This window comes from Streptomyces sp. NPDC060194 (assembly GCF_042728285.1).
Lineage (GTDB): Bacteria > Actinomycetota > Actinomycetes > Streptomycetales > Streptomycetaceae > Streptomyces.
Genome location: NZ_JBHWZH010000019.1, coordinates 22,996 through 39,321, shown reverse-complemented (window position 1 = coordinate 39,321; position 16,326 = coordinate 22,996). Strand labels below are relative to the sequence as shown.

The 16,326-nt window shown below is 73.0% G+C and carries 24 protein-coding genes; all 24 read right to left on the bottom strand.

The annotated features are described in order from the left end of the window. Complete coding sequence (locus ACFWEG_RS06665; protein WP_387209928.1) at positions 1-2,316, bottom strand: hypothetical protein; 2,316 nt, start codon at positions 2,314-2,316, stop codon at positions 1-3. Positions 2,317-2,396: 80 nt separating this feature from the next. Beyond that, positions 2,397-2,855: a hypothetical protein gene (locus ACFWEG_RS06660; protein WP_387209926.1), complete on the bottom strand. Its 459-nt coding sequence runs from the start codon at positions 2,853-2,855 to the stop codon at positions 2,397-2,399. 19 nt (positions 2,856-2,874) lie between these two features. Beyond that, positions 2,875-3,321: a hypothetical protein gene (locus ACFWEG_RS06655; RefSeq protein ID WP_387209924.1), complete on the bottom strand. Its 447-nt coding sequence runs from the start codon at positions 3,319-3,321 to the stop codon at positions 2,875-2,877. Positions 3,322-3,386: 65 nt separating this feature from the next. Beyond that, complete coding sequence (locus ACFWEG_RS06650; protein WP_387209922.1) at positions 3,387-3,881, bottom strand: hypothetical protein; 495 nt, start codon at positions 3,879-3,881, stop codon at positions 3,387-3,389. A gap of 14 nt (positions 3,882-3,895) precedes the next feature. Beyond that, a complete protein-coding gene (locus tag ACFWEG_RS06645) occupies positions 3,896-4,324 on the bottom strand; it encodes a hypothetical protein (protein WP_387209920.1) in 429 nt (142 codons plus the stop codon). Then, positions 4,321-4,704, bottom strand: coding sequence for a hypothetical protein (locus ACFWEG_RS06640; protein WP_387209918.1), 384 nt, complete (start codon positions 4,702-4,704; stop codon positions 4,321-4,323). Before ACFWEG_RS06640 ends, ACFWEG_RS06645 begins: the two co-directional genes overlap by 4 nt. Positions 4,705-4,766: 62 nt before the next feature. Next, positions 4,767-5,717, bottom strand: a complete 951-nt coding sequence (locus tag ACFWEG_RS06635; RefSeq protein WP_387209916.1) for a P22 phage major capsid protein family protein — start codon at positions 5,715-5,717, stop codon at positions 4,767-4,769. Positions 5,718-5,730: 13 nt separating this feature from the next. Beyond that, a complete protein-coding gene (locus ACFWEG_RS06630) occupies positions 5,731-6,519 on the bottom strand; it encodes a hypothetical protein (RefSeq protein ID WP_387209914.1) in 789 nt (262 codons plus the stop codon). 362 nt (positions 6,520-6,881) lie between these two features. Beyond that, positions 6,882-7,997: a phage minor capsid protein gene (locus ACFWEG_RS06625; protein ID WP_387209912.1), complete on the bottom strand. Its 1,116-nt coding sequence runs from the start codon at positions 7,995-7,997 to the stop codon at positions 6,882-6,884. Positions 7,998-8,006: 9 nt separating this feature from the next. Further along, positions 8,007-9,527, bottom strand: coding sequence for a phage portal protein (locus ACFWEG_RS06620; RefSeq protein ID WP_387209910.1), 1,521 nt, complete (start codon positions 9,525-9,527; stop codon positions 8,007-8,009). Next, on the bottom strand, positions 9,527-9,757 hold the full coding sequence (locus ACFWEG_RS06615) for a hypothetical protein (RefSeq protein ID WP_387209908.1): 231 nt from the start codon (positions 9,755-9,757) through the stop codon (positions 9,527-9,529). The genes ACFWEG_RS06620 and ACFWEG_RS06615 overlap by 1 nt, the downstream gene beginning before the upstream one ends. Beyond that, a complete protein-coding gene (locus tag ACFWEG_RS06610) occupies positions 9,754-11,025 on the bottom strand; it encodes a PBSX family phage terminase large subunit (RefSeq protein WP_387209906.1) in 1,272 nt (423 codons plus the stop codon). The genes ACFWEG_RS06615 and ACFWEG_RS06610 overlap by 4 nt, the downstream gene beginning before the upstream one ends. Further along, positions 11,025-11,564 carry a helix-turn-helix domain-containing protein gene (locus ACFWEG_RS06605; protein WP_387209904.1) on the bottom strand — a complete coding sequence of 180 codons (540 nt, stop codon included), beginning with the start codon at positions 11,562-11,564 and terminating at the stop codon, positions 11,025-11,027. The genes ACFWEG_RS06610 and ACFWEG_RS06605 overlap by 1 nt, the downstream gene beginning before the upstream one ends. 61 nt (positions 11,565-11,625) lie before the next feature. Further along, positions 11,626-12,102 carry a DUF4429 domain-containing protein gene (locus tag ACFWEG_RS06600; protein WP_387209902.1) on the bottom strand — a complete coding sequence of 159 codons (477 nt, stop codon included), beginning with the start codon at positions 12,100-12,102 and terminating at the stop codon, positions 11,626-11,628. Between the two features lie 185 nt (positions 12,103-12,287). Further along, positions 12,288-12,482: a hypothetical protein gene (locus tag ACFWEG_RS06595; protein ID WP_387209900.1), complete on the bottom strand. Its 195-nt coding sequence runs from the start codon at positions 12,480-12,482 to the stop codon at positions 12,288-12,290. Positions 12,483-12,495: 13 nt separating this feature from the next. After that, complete coding sequence (locus ACFWEG_RS06590; protein ID WP_387209898.1) at positions 12,496-12,753, bottom strand: hypothetical protein; 258 nt, start codon at positions 12,751-12,753, stop codon at positions 12,496-12,498. Between the two features lie 48 nt (positions 12,754-12,801). Beyond that, a complete protein-coding gene (locus ACFWEG_RS06585; protein ID WP_387209896.1) occupies positions 12,802-13,431 on the bottom strand; it encodes a hypothetical protein in 630 nt (209 codons plus the stop codon). Continuing rightward, positions 13,431-13,946, bottom strand: coding sequence for a hypothetical protein (locus ACFWEG_RS06580; RefSeq protein WP_387209895.1), 516 nt, complete (start codon positions 13,944-13,946; stop codon positions 13,431-13,433). The genes ACFWEG_RS06585 and ACFWEG_RS06580 overlap by 1 nt, the downstream gene beginning before the upstream one ends. A 14-nt stretch (positions 13,947-13,960) precedes the next feature. Further along, positions 13,961-14,575: a hypothetical protein gene (locus ACFWEG_RS06575; RefSeq protein WP_387209893.1), complete on the bottom strand. Its 615-nt coding sequence runs from the start codon at positions 14,573-14,575 to the stop codon at positions 13,961-13,963. Next, positions 14,572-15,420 (bottom strand): protein transporter Sec31, encoded by an 849-nt coding sequence (locus ACFWEG_RS06570; protein ID WP_387209891.1) that lies wholly within the window; start codon positions 15,418-15,420, stop codon positions 14,572-14,574. Before ACFWEG_RS06570 ends, ACFWEG_RS06575 begins: the two co-directional genes overlap by 4 nt. Positions 15,421-15,479: 59 nt before the next feature. Then, the gene (locus tag ACFWEG_RS06565; protein WP_387209889.1) at positions 15,480-15,671 is read right to left on the bottom strand and encodes a hypothetical protein; all 192 of its coding nucleotides are present in this window, start codon (positions 15,669-15,671) and stop codon (positions 15,480-15,482) included. Further along, the gene (locus ACFWEG_RS06560) at positions 15,671-15,814 is read right to left on the bottom strand and encodes a hypothetical protein (protein WP_387209887.1); all 144 of its coding nucleotides are present in this window, start codon (positions 15,812-15,814) and stop codon (positions 15,671-15,673) included. Before ACFWEG_RS06560 ends, ACFWEG_RS06565 begins: the two co-directional genes overlap by 1 nt. Next, positions 15,811-15,978 carry a hypothetical protein gene (locus ACFWEG_RS06555; RefSeq protein WP_387209885.1) on the bottom strand — a complete coding sequence of 56 codons (168 nt, stop codon included), beginning with the start codon at positions 15,976-15,978 and terminating at the stop codon, positions 15,811-15,813. The genes ACFWEG_RS06560 and ACFWEG_RS06555 overlap by 4 nt, the downstream gene beginning before the upstream one ends. Further along, positions 15,975-16,145 (bottom strand): hypothetical protein, encoded by a 171-nt coding sequence (locus ACFWEG_RS06550; protein WP_387209883.1) that lies wholly within the window; start codon positions 16,143-16,145, stop codon positions 15,975-15,977. The genes ACFWEG_RS06555 and ACFWEG_RS06550 overlap by 4 nt, the downstream gene beginning before the upstream one ends. Positions 16,146-16,326: the final 181 nt, after the last annotated feature.

The window sequence follows — 16,326 nt, the reverse complement described above, 5'->3', positions numbered from 1 at the left end:
TCAGCCTCCCGTGGTCGCTGTGGCCACCAGCCGCGGCCCGGACGTGCCGGGCGTGAGGGTGGGCCCGCTGGTGGACGAGGTGAGCCGATCCGCGAACCGCTGCCGACGACCCGCCAGGGGCTGCGCGGTGTCGACGGCGCGGGCCAGGGTGATGCGGACGTACGGGCCGATCCGCGCCGTGGTGACCTCGGTAGCGGTGCCGAGCTGGCGACGCTTCGCCCGCCCGCAGGCGCGCGCCGAGTCCGTGCTCGCGGCCCGGGTGAGGAGCAGCGCCGCGACCCCGCCGAGCGGCAGGGCCTCGTCGATGACCTCGGCCGTACCGAAGCCAAACGCCTTCCGGCCTGTCACCGGTTGCGCGCCGGCCGACTCCGTAGGCCGCGCGAGGCCGCGCCGCTTCCCCCGGGTGAGTGGGCGCGAGGTCAGCGTCTCCGCTGCCCGCGCGAGCGGCACCGCGATGCCCAGTTGCCGGACGGCGGTGGACTCCGCTGCGACGCCGAGGGCGCGTCGCTTCACCCCAGCGAGCGGGCGAGCCGACTCTGTGCCCAGCGGGACGGCGAGCGGACGTGCCTTCGCGCGGCCCACCGGGCGGGCCTGCCCCGTCTCCAGGGCGACGCCGAGGGCGAGTCGCTTCCCGCGGGTGAGCGGGCGGGCGGTTGTCTCCTCCGCAGCCTGGCCGAGTGCCCCGGCTGTGGTGCTGGCCAGCGGCAGTGCCGCCGCCACGTCCGCCGCGGGTGCGAGCGTCCGCCGCTTGGCCCCGGTCAGGGCCCGGCCGGTGCTCGTCTCCGCAGCGGAGACGAGGGTCCTGATGCGCCTCCCGGTCAGCGCCTGCGCAGCCGTGGTGTCCGCGGCCGTACCGAGTGCGCGGCGCCGGGCCCGCCCGAGGCCGAGCGCGGTGTCCGTCTCCGCGGCGGGGACAAGCCGGCCGGGGATGGTGAGGAGCCGCGCCTGCGTCGTCTCCGTGGCCGGGCTGAGCGGCCGCTGCTTCTTCCTGCCCAGCGCCTGTGCCGCATCGGTCTCGATGGCGGTACCGAGCACGCGCGCCTTGCGGCGGGCGATCGGCAGCGCCGTCGACGATTCGGCAGCAGGGCCGAGTGCGGCCACCAGGACCCCGGAGAGGCCGAGCGCGGTGCTCGTCTCCGACGCCGTTGGCAGGGCTCGCGCCCGAACCCGACCGAGGGGGACGGCGGTGCCGGTCTCGGTAGGCCTCGCGAGGCCACGCCGCTTGCCCCTCGCGAGCGGGAGCGCCGTACCGGTATCGATGGCGGCGCCGAGAGTGACCCGCTTCCCGCGGGCGAGAGCCTGCGCGGTGTCCGTGCTGCTCGCCAGCCCGAGCGTGCGCGTCTTGCGGCGAGCGAGTGCCTGCCCAGCGTCCGATTCGGTGGCGAGCGGCAGGGCCTTGCGGACCGACCGGCCCAGCACCTGGGCGGCGTCGGCCTCGGCGGCCAGGCCGAGCGCGCGCGCCCTGCTCTTCGCGAGGGCCTGCCCGCTGCTCGACTCCAGCGCGACCCCGAGCGTGAGCCGCTTGACCCTGCCGAGCACCTGTGCGGTGCTCGTCTCGGCTCCGAGCGGCAGCGTCCTGCGCCGGCTGCGCGCCAGTGGCTGCGCGGTGGACGTCTCCGACGCCACGCTGAGGGCCGCCACGATCGCGCCCGGGGGCACGTTGACGTTGTCGAACTCGGCGTAGTCGTCCGTGCCGTCGGACCGGTGGGCGAGGAGCTGGAGCTCCAGGTCCCCATCGGTGATCCACGCCGGGGACGCCACGGCCTTCCGGTTGGTCCACGTCGCCCCGTCCGGGGAGGTGTCCCAGTACACGGTGCCCGCGGCCTCGCGGACCCGGAGCCACGCGTGGGCGACGGGGTCGTACGGGATGATCGTGGCCGTCGGGTCGACGTACCCGGTCCGCAGGGCCATCGTCAGGACGCCGCCGCCGAGCGCACTGACCTCGAACATCATGTCGGTGCCCGGGGTGGCCTGCTTCGCGAGGACCTGCGCCCACGCCTCCGTCGTCGCCCCGCCCGCAGCCGGGGGGAAGACGCGGACGCTGACCTGGGACCCCTGGAGGCGGTACGCCTTCGCCGAGTTGTAGGCGTTGTAGTTGATGTCGCACGCCACGCGGGCGCGCGCCCCGACCTCGCTGACCGCGCCGAACGAGCCCGGCCACAGGTCGTAGCTGAGCAGGTTGTCGTTGAAGTCGTCGACGAGGGAATGGATCGCGAGGCCGACCGCCGCCGCCGACCCGCCGACCGCGCTCGGCTGGCGGCGAGGACCCGACGCCGCACCCCGCGCGGGACCCAGCTGAACGATCGGGCGGGACACGATCACCGACCGCTGCCCGGCCCGCGACGCACCCGCCACGGAGAGAGGACCGCTCGTGCGCGGCCGGCCGCCCGCCATGGTCAGCGCTCGTCGTAGGCGAGGTAGCAGCGCAGGTTCGCCGTGGTCGCCGCGGCGGTCTGGGTGATCACGAGACCGCTGGTAGCCGGGATGATGAGGCCCTGGTCCGGGAACGTCCAGATGTAGCCCGTGCCCAGGGTGGCCGGGGTGGTGCCGCGGCGGAGCGCGAGCCCGACCGTGGTCGGGTCCGTGGTGGCCCAGCTCTTCTCCAGCGCGGCGCCGGTGGCTCCGAGCATGGGGTCCTCGGCGACCGGGGTGTCGGAGGTGATCGCCCCGGTGCCGACCGCGTTCATGCGGAACAGGGCGAACCCGATCGCGGCCGCCGTGCCGCTCTCCAGGAACACGCCGACCTCGTAGACGGTGAGCGACTTGGTCGCGGGCGCCTTGAGATTCCACATGGCCTTGTCGGTGGCCACGACCGTCGGCTTGGTGGCTGCGGTGGCCACGCTGTAGCGAGCCATAGTCGGCCTCCTTCCAGGGTCAGGCGGCGGAGGACGACCGGGCCCAGTCCGTGATCGTCAGCGTGAAGTCCGACCCGTCCGGCGTCATCGTGACGTCGTGCTTGGTCAGCGGGATCAGGTCCGCGTCGGTGCCGCCGGTGGTGTCCGGGTCGTAGCAGATGACCACCGCGCTGATGGGGTTGCCGGTGGCGGCCGTCCACGTCACGTCGGCGGCGTCGAGGTTGACCCGGTCGTTGGTGTCGTCGACCGTGACCGTGACGCCGGTCAGGGGCTTGCGGCCCATGGTCGTCTGCTCGTTGGACGCCCCGGCCAGCAGGGCGTTGAGGTCGTCGTAGTCCCGCATGACGGCGTCGGTGACGATCCCCGCCGTCTCGATCGGGACCAAGACGAGCCCGTCGTTCGTGAGGGGCAGGCTGGCGTACTGCGCGAGCCTGCCCAGGGCAACGTTGAAGACGATGTTGGCCACCGTCACTCCCTCCAGGCATGCGGAAGGGGGCCCCGAGGAGCCCCCTCACCCGCAGATGGTCGCTGCTACGCCGAGCAGCCGATGATGTGAATGTCGTACGTGACGCCGGTGCCGCCCGCGCTGTTGGCCACCTTCAGCAGGTCACCCGTGGACGCGGTCACCGCGTACCCGGTCGCGTCCGCCACGCCCGTACCGATGGCGAGGAACCCACCGGGCCGGATCGTCGCCGTGTGCGTCGCGCCGAGCAGCGTCGCCCACGGGTTCGTGGCCGCCGCCCCGATGACGACGTTGTTCGTGTTCCCGGCCGCCGCGGCGATGACGAGGCCCTTGATCCGCGCGAACGTGACCGCGGCGCCGAAGGCATCGACCAGCGTGCCCGCGAGGTCCAGGTCCTCGGTCGCCGACGCCGCGAGCGTTCGCCGGTCGGAGAACACCCGGTCCGCCCGGCCGGCTCCGGTGCCGTTGAGCAGCTGCATCTGCCGGTTCAGGGACTGCGGGGAGCGGCTGACGCCGAGGTCGATCGCCGAGGTCTGCTCGGCGAACGCGGCCACGGCAATCATGGAGGTGAGAGGCATCAGCTACCGCCCCCGTACCGTGCGACCAGCTCGTCCTTGGACAGGCCCTCGATGTCGGATTGCCGCTCCGGGTCGTCCTCCACCAGGCGCGCGTACTCCTGCCACGCCGCGAGGCCGGCCTTCCGGGAGGGCACCTTGAGCTGGGACGTCTGCCCGTCCTCGGTGCTCGTCAGCTCCTGCCCCGGCCCGTCACCCGCCGACTCGGGCTCCTGCTTGCGGAGCTCCTCGTTGGTCTGCGGGACGTCCGCGGACGGGTCGTGCACGCCGGTAGCGGTGAGCGTCGGCCGGGACAGGACACCGTCGGACACGACCTGCGGGGTCTCGTCGCCGTCGTTGACGACCTTCCACACGTCGAGGGCGTCGAGCCGGGCCGACCGGCCGTCGATCTCCACGGTGTCGCCGGTGCGGGTGTTGAAGTACCTGGTCATGCCGGAACCGCCGTTCGGAAGTCGACCTGGACGAGGGTCTCGGTGGGCGTCCCACCGGGGGCGCCGAGGACCACGCTGATCGCGTCGCCGGCCGCGCAGGTGGCGTTCTGGACGGTGGTGGTGCCCGCCCAGGCGTCGGTGGTGGTGGCCATCGGGGAGGCGAGGACGTCGGACGCGCCCTTCTTGACCTGGACGGTGCCGGACGTCCCGCCGGTGCGGTAGGCGCGCACGGCGAGGACCGCGGCGCCGACCGGGACGCGGCACAGCTGGTAGGTGCCGGCCGCGCCGGAGGCGACGCGGAGGGTCTTGCTGTAGGTGCGGGCGGCGGAGAGGTCGACCTCGCCGCCCTTGCCGTCCACGGTGTGGACCTTGTAGCCCATGCCGGGCTCCCTTCACGAGAGGGGGGGGTGGGCACCCGCTGGCGCGCGGGCGCGCGAGGGGGTTACGGGGCGTCGGGGCCCTTGATGAGGACGGCGCGGTTCGCGTCGATGGTCTTCGTGCCGTAGAGGCAGTCGATCGACACGACCATCTGCTTCTTGTCGATGTCGTAGTCCCGGATCACCCGCAGGGCGAAGCCCTTGTAGGGGACGATCGCCGCGTCGAGAGCGCCCTGCGGCAGCTCCAGCGGGCGGAACGCGAGCGCGAACGCGGTCTTGTGGAAGGCGACGTTGACCTCGGTCGTCGGCTGGCCGGACGCGGGCGAGCCCGCGGGCTGGCCGATGTTCTGCGTCCAGTACGGGGCGAACCCGGCGACCCGGGCGCCCATCGACGCCTCCAGCAGGCCCTCGGTGGAGCCACGGTGGTCGGCCTGCCGCCAGGTCTTCTCCGCGACCCAGCGGGCCTTCGTGGACGGCCCGGCGATGACCGCGCGCTGCGTGGCCGGCACGTTCTTCAGGTCGAGGACGTTCCCCGCCTGGATCAGGACGCGGGAGTCCGACCAGGGGTAGGACCCGTTGTAGCCGTTGTAGTCCTCACCCGCCGCATTCGGCGCGGTGTTGCCGACCTCCTGGACGATGTCGTCGCGGAGCGCGAGCACGTCCCGGTCGATCTTCTGGGCGATGGCCTCCATGGCCGGGGTGAGGAGCTGCTCGTCGAAGTCCTGGATCTTCAGGGTCATGTCCTCGGACGTGACCGCGAAGCTGACATCGGCGAAGTGGTTCAGCGTCATGTTGACGCTGGTCTCCTGCGCCTCCTGCACGGTGATGCCGGACGCCCGGTTGTACTCCGTCGCTGTGAACGTGGCGGGCCGGCGGATGGTGATCGCGTCGCCCTGCCGGCGGTTGAACTCCGCCTCGTAGTCGCGGTGCACGAGCGATGCCGCGACGGTGGTCTCGTAGAGGTTCGCCAGCGCCTGCTGCGCGATGACCTGGGCGGTCAGGAACGTGTTGGCCATGGGGTGTTACCTCCTATCCGGTCCGGCGCTTACGGCGCGCGGCGCGGATTTCGTCGATGGACTGCGGTTCGGAGGAGCCCCCGGCCCCACCGTTGAAGTCGCCGCTCGCGCGCGCCGGGGCGGCAGGTGCGGTCTTGAGCTTGGGGTTGTCGTCGACCGCCTTCTTGATGGCGGCCTGCACGGCCTTCGCGAACCCCTCGTCGGCCGGGTCCAGCCCCTTGATCGAGGCGAGGAACGCCCTGCTGTCGGTGAGCGCGTCCGGGTCGGCCCCGTGCCGCGCCGCACCCCGGTACACCGCGAGCTCCACAGCGGTCTCACGGTGCGCCGCCTGGGCCGCCGTGATCTGCCGGGTGAGCTCCGCCGGGTCCGGCGGGGTGTCCTTGTCGTCCTGGACCAGCCCGAGCGCCTTGCCCAGCTCCTGGACGATCTCGGCCCGGGCCTCGTCGGCGGCCGCCTTCTTCGCCGTCGTACGGGCCTTCGCGGACTCGCCGTTCGCCGCCCGCAGCTCCTTCTGGAGCCGGGCGATCGTCGCGGCCGGGTCCTCGTCCGCCTGCTTGCGGGCGGGCGCCTTCGGCTTGGGCTTGTCATCCTTGCCGCTGGTGCCCTCGGTGTCGTCGCCAGTCCCGCCGGCGTCGTCGTCCTCGGTGCTGTCGGTCCCGTCGCCGTCACTGCCTGCGTCGTCGGTTGTGGCGGAGTCGTCTCCGTCCCCGCCGTCGGCGTACAGGTACGGGTCGAAAGGGCCCGTGCGGTAGGGGTGGGACCAGCCGGGCATGCTGCGGCCGGGGAGGGTTCGCTTCTGCATCGTGCACTCCTGGTGCGCGTAGGTGGAGCCCCGCGCCTGGCGGGGCGTTGTGCTGTCCAGCCCGCACCAGGCGGGCGGAAGTCTGAGCGAGCGCCGCGGCGGGGCGCGGCCTACGGTTGATGTATGGACGCAGATGAGGACTTCGTAAGGACCGGCCGTCAATGCAGTCGGCACAACGGCTGCTACGAAGAAGCTCTGAAACCGTGGTTCGATGCTTACCAGGCGGAGCACGGAGCGGATTCCTTTTACCCGTCCACCCCGCCAGGGCCGGAGCACGTCAGGTGCACGAGCAGCACGGAAGCGCCACCTCGGCGGCCCGTGTGCGTACCGGGATCCGCCGAGTACGAGATGGCACACAACATCTAGCGAGCCCCAGCGAGCTGCTCGCGGTGCGATTTGCGGGGCATCGCGGTCTCCGCGACCAGCTCGCGCACGCGCGCCTGGTACTCGCGCACCCGCGTCCGCGCGGCCCGTACCGCCTGCTCGTCCAAGCCCGCGGCCTCGCGCCGCTTCCACGCCCGGATCTGCCGCTCTAAATACCGCTGCTTCTGCGACTGCTCGTACGTCCCGCGCGCGGGCGTCGCCGGCGGCCGCCGGGTCACCCCGGGCAGGTACGCGAGCACATCGTGGCGGCAGTTCGGATGGAACAGGCCCCCGCCACGCGCCTCCGTAAGCGACCCGGCCACCTCCACGGTGACCGTCTCGCCGTCCCGGACCGCGTGCTCCAGCCGGAGCGTCCGCTCCCCGGGCGCGCCCGCGCGAGTCAGGATCTTGCCCTCCCACTTCCGGCACAGCGGGCACTCCTCCGGCGCCTCCGACACCATCACTAGCTCGACACCGGCCGCGCCCAGGCGGTCGGTGTGCGCGTCGACCGCGGCCCGGCCCACCACTGAGCGGGTCGCCATCTCCACGTACGACCGCATGTCCCACGACCGGCCCCGCTGGTCCACGAACCCGGTGATCCCCCGAGCGGCGAACCTGTCGAGCGCGGTCTGTGCGGCCTGCCTGCGGGTCTGCGCCCCGAGCAGCGGAGCCGCTGCCGCGCGGGCGACGACGTCCCGGTAGGCGTCCATGGTGACCCGCAGGATCCGCAGGTGCACCGGTCCCGTGTCCGCGATGAGTGCCTGCGCCAGCCGGTCCACGGCCGGCGCCGCGGGCAGAGCAGACGCTGCTGCGGCCGCCTGCCCGACGGCGAGCGCGCCGAGCTCCGCGACCGCGGCCTGCTGCCCCCGCTCGTACGCCTCCGCGACGGCCTGGTGGATCGCCCCGGACGCGTCGAGCTGGAGTGCGTCGATGACCTCCTGGATGGCCGCCTGGAGGTTGCCGACCGCGGCGAGCTTCTGCGCCACCCACATCGGGGAGTCGATGTCGGCGGCGAGCGCCTGCTGGATCCGGGCGAGGAGGGTCCCCTCCGCGGCCTCGTATAGGTCCGCCACCGCAGCGGCGAGGTCCTCGGCCGTCGACGGGGACACCGGCATCGGATCCTCCTACGGGAGCGCTCCAGCCTGCATCGGGTCCTCGACAGCCATCCCCGACTCGGCCTGGATCCGGGCCACCTCGTCGCGCACCAGGTCGTCATCCCACTCGGGGTGGGCCATGCGGACGAGCGTGTCCGTGCTCGCCGCGTTGGCCCGGCGCAGGACGTCGACCGTGTTGGCCAGTGAGAGGGGGTCCTCCTGGACGGAATCCTCGAACTCCACCGTCGGGCGCTGCGGTTGGATCGCCGTGCCGAACACCTCGCGGTCGACAGTGAGGAGCGCCTCGACTGCGTGCGCGAGGGCCGGCCGCCAGCGCAGGATCTTCCGCCCGCGGGTCGTCATGCTCCGGCGCTCCTTCGCGACGGTCTCGGTCGCGGTGATCGCGATGTCCCCGCCGAGCCCGAACGTCTGCCCCGAGTAGCCGGCCGAGCGGAGGATCTGGTTGACGAGATCCTCCGCGGTGTCCCGGTGCTCCTGCACGCGGATCGCGAACTGGGCCACCGTGAGGGCGACGCTCTCACCGGCGCGCGGGAGCATGTCCACCCCGGCGAACGCTTCCTGGTCGGGGTTCCAGCTGGCGCCGCGGCCTGGTCCGTGGGTCTGGAGGTACGCGTTCGGGACGAGGATGCGGCCCTTGCCGAGGCGGATGTCCCGCATCCACGAGGAGTACGTCTCGTCGAGCTGGTCCATGAGCGTCTCGACGCCGTCAAGGTCGGAGCGGCCGAGGTCAGCGAGCGCCCGCTGCGCGCGCCACCGGCGACTGGTCTGGTTCGGGATGTAGGCGACGCCGATCCCGGCGAACCCGGTCTCGATCGCCCCGTCGGCGTTGACCGACGCGGCGAGCCCGGCGGTGGCGGGGCTGTCCTCCAGCGGCACCGGCCGGCCGAGCTTGTCCGCGGTGCCCTGGAACAGGCCGTGCTGGATAGTGCCGGGCTCGTGCCGCTCCAGGTGCCGCCAGACCTGCCCGTCCTGCTCGGCCACGTTCCGCCAGAACGTGACCGCGGAGAGCCTGCCCCAGGTGAACTCCGGTACGGCACGGTCGGCGTGGACGGCGTCGAGCCACGGACGGTCGGCGAGGTCCTTGTCGTACACCGGGCGGAGGTAGACCCCGCCGAGTGCGGCGCCGACCTCGGCGGCGGTCTGGAGGGTGGCGAGCATCCCGTCGTCGACGAGGTCGTCCAAGCGCTTCTGCGTCGCCTCGTCGTCCACCGTCAGCTTCGGCGGCTCGGAGAACAGGAGGTCCGCGCTGCCCGCGCAGAGGTCTCCGGCGAGCGGGACGTGGACCTTGGTGCGGCGCTCGTTGGTGCCGGTGGGGGTGCCCCACCACCAGCGGGCGAGTCGCCCGGACACCCCGCCGGCGTACTGCGCGGGGTGTGCCTTCGCGTCCGGGCCGCCGAGCATCCCGCCGCCGTAGAGCGCTTCGAGGCGGTCGGGGTCGCCGGACCACCAGGCGTCCCACCCGGTCATCGCCTTGAGCGCGGGTGCGAGGTGCGGTGGTGGCCAGGGGACGTTGCTCGTGGGCAGGGGCATCAGGTGTCGTCCCCTTCCCGCTGTTGCATCCGCGCGCGGATGTCGTCGGCGGCGCATGTCAGCATGCCCAGTGCCTCCCAGGCGTTGAGGCCTGGCGTGCGGTAGTTGTAGATCGCCACGTCGCCGTCCTCGTCGAGTGCCTTGATGGAGACGGCGTAGTCGACGAGGACGCAGCCCTCCGGGAGGATGTCGGACAGGCGAGCGTCCCCGGTGTCTTGGCGGCCGTTCACGCGGCCACCTCCAGTCGGGTCGGCAGGTACGGGCGCCACAGCGCCTCGGTGGTCCGGACGCCGTAGCGCAGCGCGTCACAGCTGTGGTCGTTGAGCTTGATCGGCTTGTCGTCGCCGCGCTCGGCAGCCGTGTCATCCCAGGAGTAGCCCGGCAGCTCGTCGATGAGGCCGGCCGCGGAGTCATGGACGAGGAGGTCGCCGGTCGAGAACAGCGATGACACCGTCCGGATTCCGTCGAGGACCGCGTTGTCCGCCTGCGTCACCCCGGTCACGCCGTCGCGGTGCAGCTGCTCGATGTACGACGAGGCCGACGGGTCGACGACCGTCCACTCCGGGTGCACTCCGACCGCGTTCGTTTGCGGCTGCGGCACCCTCGCCAGCCAGCCGCGGCGGGCCCGCGAGTATTCGGAGTCCGTCATCATCCGGCGCGCGAGCTTCGAGTCGTGCCGGAACTCGGACACCACGTAGAGGCGGCGGTCGGAGCCGATCCCGAGCAGCACGTCCGCGTACGGATTGACCGTCCCGTAGTCGACGGCGTCGCACAGCCACCGGTCGATCCTCGGCAGGGTGCGGACGACGTGCTTGGCCGCGTCGAACATCTCGTAGATCGCGCCCTCGGACTGCACCCAGTGGCCGGAGATGAACCGCCGGTACCAGAGGCCCACGTACTCGGCCTTCAGCGAGGCGACGAACGCCGCGTCGAGGGCGGGGTTGTCGTCGAGGGTGAAGTGCCAGTCCCGCAGGTCGAGGTCGTCGGCCCTGTCGAGGAACTCCTTCTTCAGCCAGTGCCCGGGGTTGTCCGGGTTGGTCGTTGCGAGGAGCTTCGCCCCGGGGATGGAGAGGCGGCCGAGGAGCTGGTTCCAGAAGCCGCGCGGGATCAGGGTTGCCTCGTCGACGTAGGCGAGGCAGGCGGTCATGCCGCGCAGCCGGCCTTCCGCGCGGGAGTCCGCGGCGCCGATGAGGTGGACGGTGCGGCCGAGGATGCTCACGGTGTTCGAGCCGCGGGTGTGGACGACGAGCTTTGCAATCGGCCCGAACAGCGCCTCATCCTGGAGGACGTCGAGGACGTTCCGCTCGATCGTCTGGAGCGACCGGCCCACGATGATGATGAGCCCTGACTGTGGGGCTGCGGCGACGGCGATGAGGAAGGCGATCAGCGAGGCGAACGTCTTCCCCGACCGGATCGCGCCGTGCCACACGTTGATGCGGGCGGTGGCGCCGGCGACGCTGTCGATCTGTTTCTGGGACAGGGGGAGGGAGTCGAGCATCAGCCCTCCCCGGTGGTGTCCTTCCCGGGCTGTCCGGCGAGGCGGGCCAGCCCCTCCGCGAGCGTTCCGAGGACGGACCGGGCGTTGTCGACTGCGGGGTCGCCGTCGAGGGCTTCGAGGCGGGTGGCCTGGGTGAGGTAGCTGCTGATGGAGGCGGCGAGCGCCTTCTCTTCCTGGCCGGGGACGTGGTCGAGGTTCTTGGTCTCGATGCCGTTGACGGTGGTCGCGGTGAACTTGTAGCCCGCGTCCTCGTCGGCTTCGAGTCGGTCGAGGAGCTTCTCGACGCGGGCGTAGGTGCGGTGCATGATCGCGGTCCGTCGGGCCTTCGCGTCGACGACGCGGGCCGCGGTGGCGACGGCGGTGGCGGTGCGGTCGAACTCCAGCGGGGGGTTTTCGGCGGCGGCGATCTCGCTGATGGTGCGGGGGCTGCGCTTGAGCCGGCGGGCGATCTCGTTGCGTCCGTGCCCTTCGGCGTGGAGGCGGCGGATCTCGTCGCGGTCGTGGTCGGTGACGGGGTTGGTGTAGCGGTTGGCTCCCACGCGTCACCTCCAGGTGCAGGGGGCCCGGCCGTGCTCGGGGCAGCGGCCGGGCGGTCGGGGGTCAGCCGCCGAGGAGGCGGGCCTTCTGCTGGGCGAACTCTGCCTGCGTGAGGATGCCCTGCTGGACCAGCTGCCCGAGCTTCGCCAGCTCGTCGGCGATCAGGGCCGGCGGGTGCGAGGGCGCGGGCGCCGCTGCCTGAGGGGCGTGCCGCTGCGTGATCGCTGCGTCGATCGCCGCGCGGAGCTGCTCGAAGGCGGGCTGCTGATTGGTGTGGAAGGTGACGCTGTTCTCGTCGCCCATGGCGTCCTTGGACTGGCTGCCGAACTTGCTGCGCCGTTCGGTGCCGCCGCTGACGGTGAACTGGATGAAGCCGTAGGAGAAGCCGGCGTTCTTCCACTGGACGGCGTTGATCGAGTGGATGGGGATGCGTTTCTCGCCGACGCCTACGGTGGCTCGGGCGAAGAAGCCGCTGCGTTCGATGTGGACGGTCTGGCCGTCGAAGTGGACGGTGCCGTTGTGGCCCTTGACGGTAAGCATGGTCCCCCCGGGGACGTGTTGGACGAGGGGAGCATCGTCCTGCGTGCGGGCGTGCGCTCGTGGGGGTGTTGCTGGGCTGTGACACACGTGAGCCCCGCGCGGTGGCGGGGCTTCTGTTTCCGGGCACGCCGGGACTGGCCTCATGGTGCGGGACGATCACCCGGTACGTCAAGCGTGGTTGAGGTTCACATCGCCTCCCACGGGATGTCCTCCCGCCACCGCCACACCCCGTGCTGGTCCGGGGCGTAGACGCTGCGGCCGCCGGGGTGGGCGCACCCGTCCGCAATGATCGCCACCCACGGGTCGGGGTCGTCCGGGTCGACGGGGGTGGTCATCCCGTCGAGGGGGCCGCCGTGCAGGGTGACGAGGCGCTCGCTCATGCCGGTCATCGTCTCAGCCGCCGAGCACCCGGGCGCAGCCTTCCGCGACGGCGAGGAGCACCAGGCCGACACCGACCGCGCACGAGCTGACGTAGCGGGTCTCCGGGTCGCGGGCGGCGCGGCCGGCGACGGGCTGGAGGAAGTCGCCGTGCGGGATGAGCCCGCCGTGGACGCTGTCGCGGTGCACGCGCTGCGCCTCGGCGGCCTCGGCACGGGTGCCCGGCGTGCTGGAAGCGTGGCACTGCGGGCAGCGGTAGACGTAGGCGTGCACGGTAGTCCGTCCGGTAGATGGCAGGTAGCAGGCGGGTAGTTGCGCAGGTCAGGGCGGGTAGGCGGCGGAGGTAGCTGCCTCCGGGGCCGGGTCGGGGGACGGGGGCGAGGGGAGGTCGTCGCGGTGGATGCCGGGCCGGTTCCGCCCGCCTACCTTGAGTTGCTGGCGGACGGGGATGCCCCACCGTCCGAGGGCGGCGCGGAGGGCGGGGACGTCGAGGTCGGTGTGGAGGCCGTGCGCGTGGGCGTGGGCGAGGAGGTCGGCGAGGTGGACGCCGGTGCGGTCGCCGATCTGGTCGCGGACCCAGTCGAGAGTGGCGGCGAAGACATCCTCGGCGGCCGGCGCGGGGGTGGCGGTGGGGTGCTCGTCGGGCTGCTCCGGCTGCTCGGCGGGTGGGGCGACGGCGAGCGCGGCCGCGCACCAGGCGAGCGCGGCGCCGGGGGCGGCGAACTGCGTCACCTCCGGGGCGTTGAGCGCGACGTGCCCGAGGACGTACCCGCCGCCCGCGACGGCGCCGATGCGCTCCAGGGGGCTGAGGTGCTCGCCGAGCCGGGCCCAACCGCGGCGGGCGAGGATGCTGCTCCCGGTGGTGAGGGCGCGGCCGGCCCCGCGGGTGGCGAGGACCGGCCGGATCGCGCGTATGGGGGGCGACTCCCCCAGGCGCTTGGTGATCTTCATCAGATGAATCCGATCGCGTTGGCCCCGGTGATGATCAGCGCCTCCGGTAGCCCCCAGATGCCGCCCGCCTGCGCCCAGACTCCGGCGGCGACGATCCCGGTGATTGCAGCCTTGCCGGGGGTCAGCTCCCGGAAGTACATGATCAGGGCGAGGAGGAGGGCGACGGCGCCCATGCCCGCTGTGCCGAACCCGCCGCCGGTGAAGACGGACGCGAAGGCGTCGGACACCTGGCCGCCGACAGTCCAGAGCGACCCCGCGACCATGTACAGGGTGCCCGCGATGACGCCCGTCCACTGGGCTTGATCGCTGGTCAGTTTCCGGCGGATGCGGCCCTTCTTCCCGCCTCCGCCCGGGGCCCCGCCGGCGGGCCCAGCGGCGGCACCTTTGGGCTCGCGGATGCCCGCGATCAGGCCGACCGTGATGGCGGTGGCGATGCCGCCGGCGCCGACGCTGCCGAGGATCCGGCCGCCGTCGACGGAGATCGCCTCCGCGGCGAGCAGGGTCATGGTGCTCATGGGTGTCTCCTGGGTCAGGCGGCGGGTGCCCAGAGGGCGAGCGCGGTGAGGGCGGTGGCGAGGGGGATGCGGCAGGCCCAGGCGAGCGGGGGCCACCAGTGGCGGGTGCGGCGGTCCCAGAAGTGGGCGATGGCGAGGGAGCCGACGGCCCCGAGGAGGATGGCGCCGCTGATGCTCTCGGAGCCGAGGTCGGCGAGCGCGTAGGCGAACTGGTCGTAGAGCCCGAGCGCCCACCCGGCCCCGGCCGCGCTGGCGTTGTAGAGGCCGGCGCGGGTGCGGGGGCTGATCGCGGCGGGCGCGGCGTGGACGCGGGCCTGCACCCGGCCGATCACGGCGGGCGCGTGCGGGCGGGGGTAGTAGTCGGGCTGCGCCTGCCACACGGACGGCGCGGGGGGCTCCTCGTCCTCGTCGAGCTCGACGACGGTGACGGTCGGCGCGGGCGCGGGCGCGGGCGTCTCGCCGAGCGCGGGCCGCTTCGTGGACCACCAGTCCGGCATCCGGGGCGACGACCGGCGGTCCGGCTCCTCGTCGTACAGGCGGTCCCACCAGTCGTCCGGGGCGTCCGGGCCGACCCCGCGGGCGCGGAGGAGGTGCTGCACGCGGCGCTCGTCGGCGCCCTGCTCGATCATGACGCGCTCCGGGCACCCCGGAGGGTGCGGCGGACGCTTTCCTCCTTGGCGTTGGCGTCGGCGACCTTCCGGACGTAGCGGAGGACCGCGTCCGGGTTGCTGATGCCGGAGGACAAGGCCGTCCGGACGGCATCCGCAATGGTCATCGGCCCGGACACGGTGGGAAGTTCCGGAGTCTCCGGAGCGTCCGCCTCGTCCTCCGGAGTGTCCGGAGTCGGGTCCGGAGTCCTCCGGAGGGTCTCCTCCTCGGCGTCGACTGCGGCCCGGGCGCGGGCGAGTTCGCGGCGGACGGACACCATGGCGAGCTCGCCGCCGGCGCGGGCGCGCTGCGCGTCGACCCACTGCTGCGTCAGGTCGTCGAGGGGCTTGGCGTGGTGGGCGAGGACGACCGTCCACAGGCCCTTGGCGAGGCCGGAGACGAGCGCGCCGACGACCCCGATGACGAGCCATCCGGACAGCCAGCCGTGCACGCCGACGGCGCCCATGGCGACGGCGAGCGCGGCGAACCCGGCGCGTCGCGGGAGGCGGGCGCGGGCCTGGTCGTAGCGGGCGAGCCACTCCAGGGCCATGCAGGAGATCCACGCCAGGTCGAAGACGACCGCGGCGGCGTAGGCGGCGGGCGGGGTGACGACGCGGGCGAGGAGGTCGCCGATGGATGCGGTGGACCAGACGATGCACGCGGCGCCGATGAGTCCGGCGATGGTGGTGACGGCGGTGAGGACGATGCGGTCCCAGTCGCGGGGCGGGGTGGGGGCTTCGACGTCGTAGTGGTCGAGGACCATCTCGGTGCGGCCGTCGACGGTGTGCGGGACGAGCCGGGAACGGCGGACGGTGCGGGTCTTCACGGTGCCCTCTCGGGGACGAACGGGGCCGGGCCCTGGTGATGGGCCCGGCCGGTGGGTGGTCAGCGGCGGCGGACCCAGCCGGGCGGGCCGCCCTCGCGGGGCCCGTACTGCCAGTCGTCGCCCTTCCGGGCGGTGCGGGTGATGCTGCGGCGGTGGGCGGCGCGGCGGCGGGCGGACTCCTGCTCGGAGACCTGGTAGCCGGGGTAGCGCTGCTCGTCGGCGGGGACGCGGCGCTTCGAGAAGAGGCCCATCAGTGGCCGTCCGGGCCGTGGAGGTGGACGTCGTCGCGGTGGTCCTGCGCGGTGCGGGCGGCCTGCGCGCTCGCGTACTCGGCGGCGGCCTCCTGCTGGAGCGCGGCGACCCGCTCGGCCTCGGTGAGCTGGGGCTCGGTCATCGGGCACCTGCCTGGCGGGGGATGGGGTGCGCGGCCAGGGCCCGGCGGGTGGTGGCCTGGGAGGGGTGGCGGAGCGGGGCGCAGGCGCGGCAGGCCCGGAGGCCGGCCGCGTCCTGGTGGGGGTGGGTGGCGGCCTGCTCGGCGTCGGTGGGCTGCTCGTTCACTGGGCGCCACCGGTGGTGAGCTCGACGAACTCGGCCAGGAACGCCGGGTACTCGTCGGGGCCGGCGGCGTCCATGCGCGCCGAGAAGGAGCGGATGCGGGCCTGGCGGAGGGCCTCGTCGGGCTGGGAGAGGGTGGGCTGCGGGGTGGGCTGATCGGTAGGGTTCACCGAAGACCTGCCTCTTCGTAGTGGTTGCGGGTGGGTCTGGCCCCGGCCATGTGGCGTTGCGAGCGCCGGCCGGGGCCGTTCTGCATCACGGTCGGAGGCGTTCTCCGGGCCGTTGTGTAGTCACGCTACACGCGTGTAGGCTGACTGCACAAGCGGCACGGAAGGATCCCGCCTCCCCAGC

Coding starts and splice junctions, on each gene's coding strand:
- ACFWEG_RS06640 (WP_387209918.1), bottom strand. CDS start 4,704: ATGGGCTACAAGGTCCACACCGTGGACGGCAAGGGCGGCGAGGTCGAC.
- ACFWEG_RS06645 (WP_387209920.1), bottom strand. CDS start 4,324: ATGACCAGGTACTTCAACACCCGCACCGGCGACACCGTGGAGATCGAC.
- ACFWEG_RS06625 (WP_387209912.1), bottom strand. CDS start 7,997: ATGCCGGTGTCCCCGTCGACGGCCGAGGACCTCGCCGCTGCGGTGGCG.
- ACFWEG_RS06575 (WP_387209893.1), bottom strand. CDS start 14,575: ATGATCGAGCAGGGCGCCGACGAGCGCCGCGTGCAGCACCTCCTCCGC.
- ACFWEG_RS06595 (WP_387209900.1), bottom strand. CDS start 12,482: ATGAGCGAGCGCCTCGTCACCCTGCACGGCGGCCCCCTCGACGGGATG.
- ACFWEG_RS06565 (WP_387209889.1), bottom strand. CDS start 15,671: ATGGGCCTCTTCTCGAAGCGCCGCGTCCCCGCCGACGAGCAGCGCTAC.
- ACFWEG_RS06635 (WP_387209916.1), bottom strand. CDS start 5,717: ATGGCCAACACGTTCCTGACCGCCCAGGTCATCGCGCAGCAGGCGCTG.
- ACFWEG_RS06580 (WP_387209895.1), bottom strand. CDS start 13,946: ATGAGCACCATGACCCTGCTCGCCGCGGAGGCGATCTCCGTCGACGGC.
- ACFWEG_RS06560 (WP_387209887.1), bottom strand. CDS start 15,814: ATGACCGAGCCCCAGCTCACCGAGGCCGAGCGGGTCGCCGCGCTCCAG.
- ACFWEG_RS06620 (WP_387209910.1), bottom strand. CDS start 9,527: ATGCCCCTGCCCACGAGCAACGTCCCCTGGCCACCACCGCACCTCGCA.
- ACFWEG_RS06610 (WP_387209906.1), bottom strand. CDS start 11,025: ATGCTCGACTCCCTCCCCCTGTCCCAGAAACAGATCGACAGCGTCGCC.
- ACFWEG_RS06660 (WP_387209926.1), bottom strand. CDS start 2,855: ATGGCTCGCTACAGCGTGGCCACCGCAGCCACCAAGCCGACGGTCGTG.
- ACFWEG_RS06600 (WP_387209902.1), bottom strand. CDS start 12,102: ATGCTTACCGTCAAGGGCCACAACGGCACCGTCCACTTCGACGGCCAG.
- ACFWEG_RS06630 (WP_387209914.1), bottom strand. CDS start 6,519: ATGCAGAAGCGAACCCTCCCCGGCCGCAGCATGCCCGGCTGGTCCCAC.
- ACFWEG_RS06585 (WP_387209896.1), bottom strand. CDS start 13,431: ATGAAGATCACCAAGCGCCTGGGGGAGTCGCCCCCCATACGCGCGATC.
- ACFWEG_RS06650 (WP_387209922.1), bottom strand. CDS start 3,881: ATGATTGCCGTGGCCGCGTTCGCCGAGCAGACCTCGGCGATCGACCTC.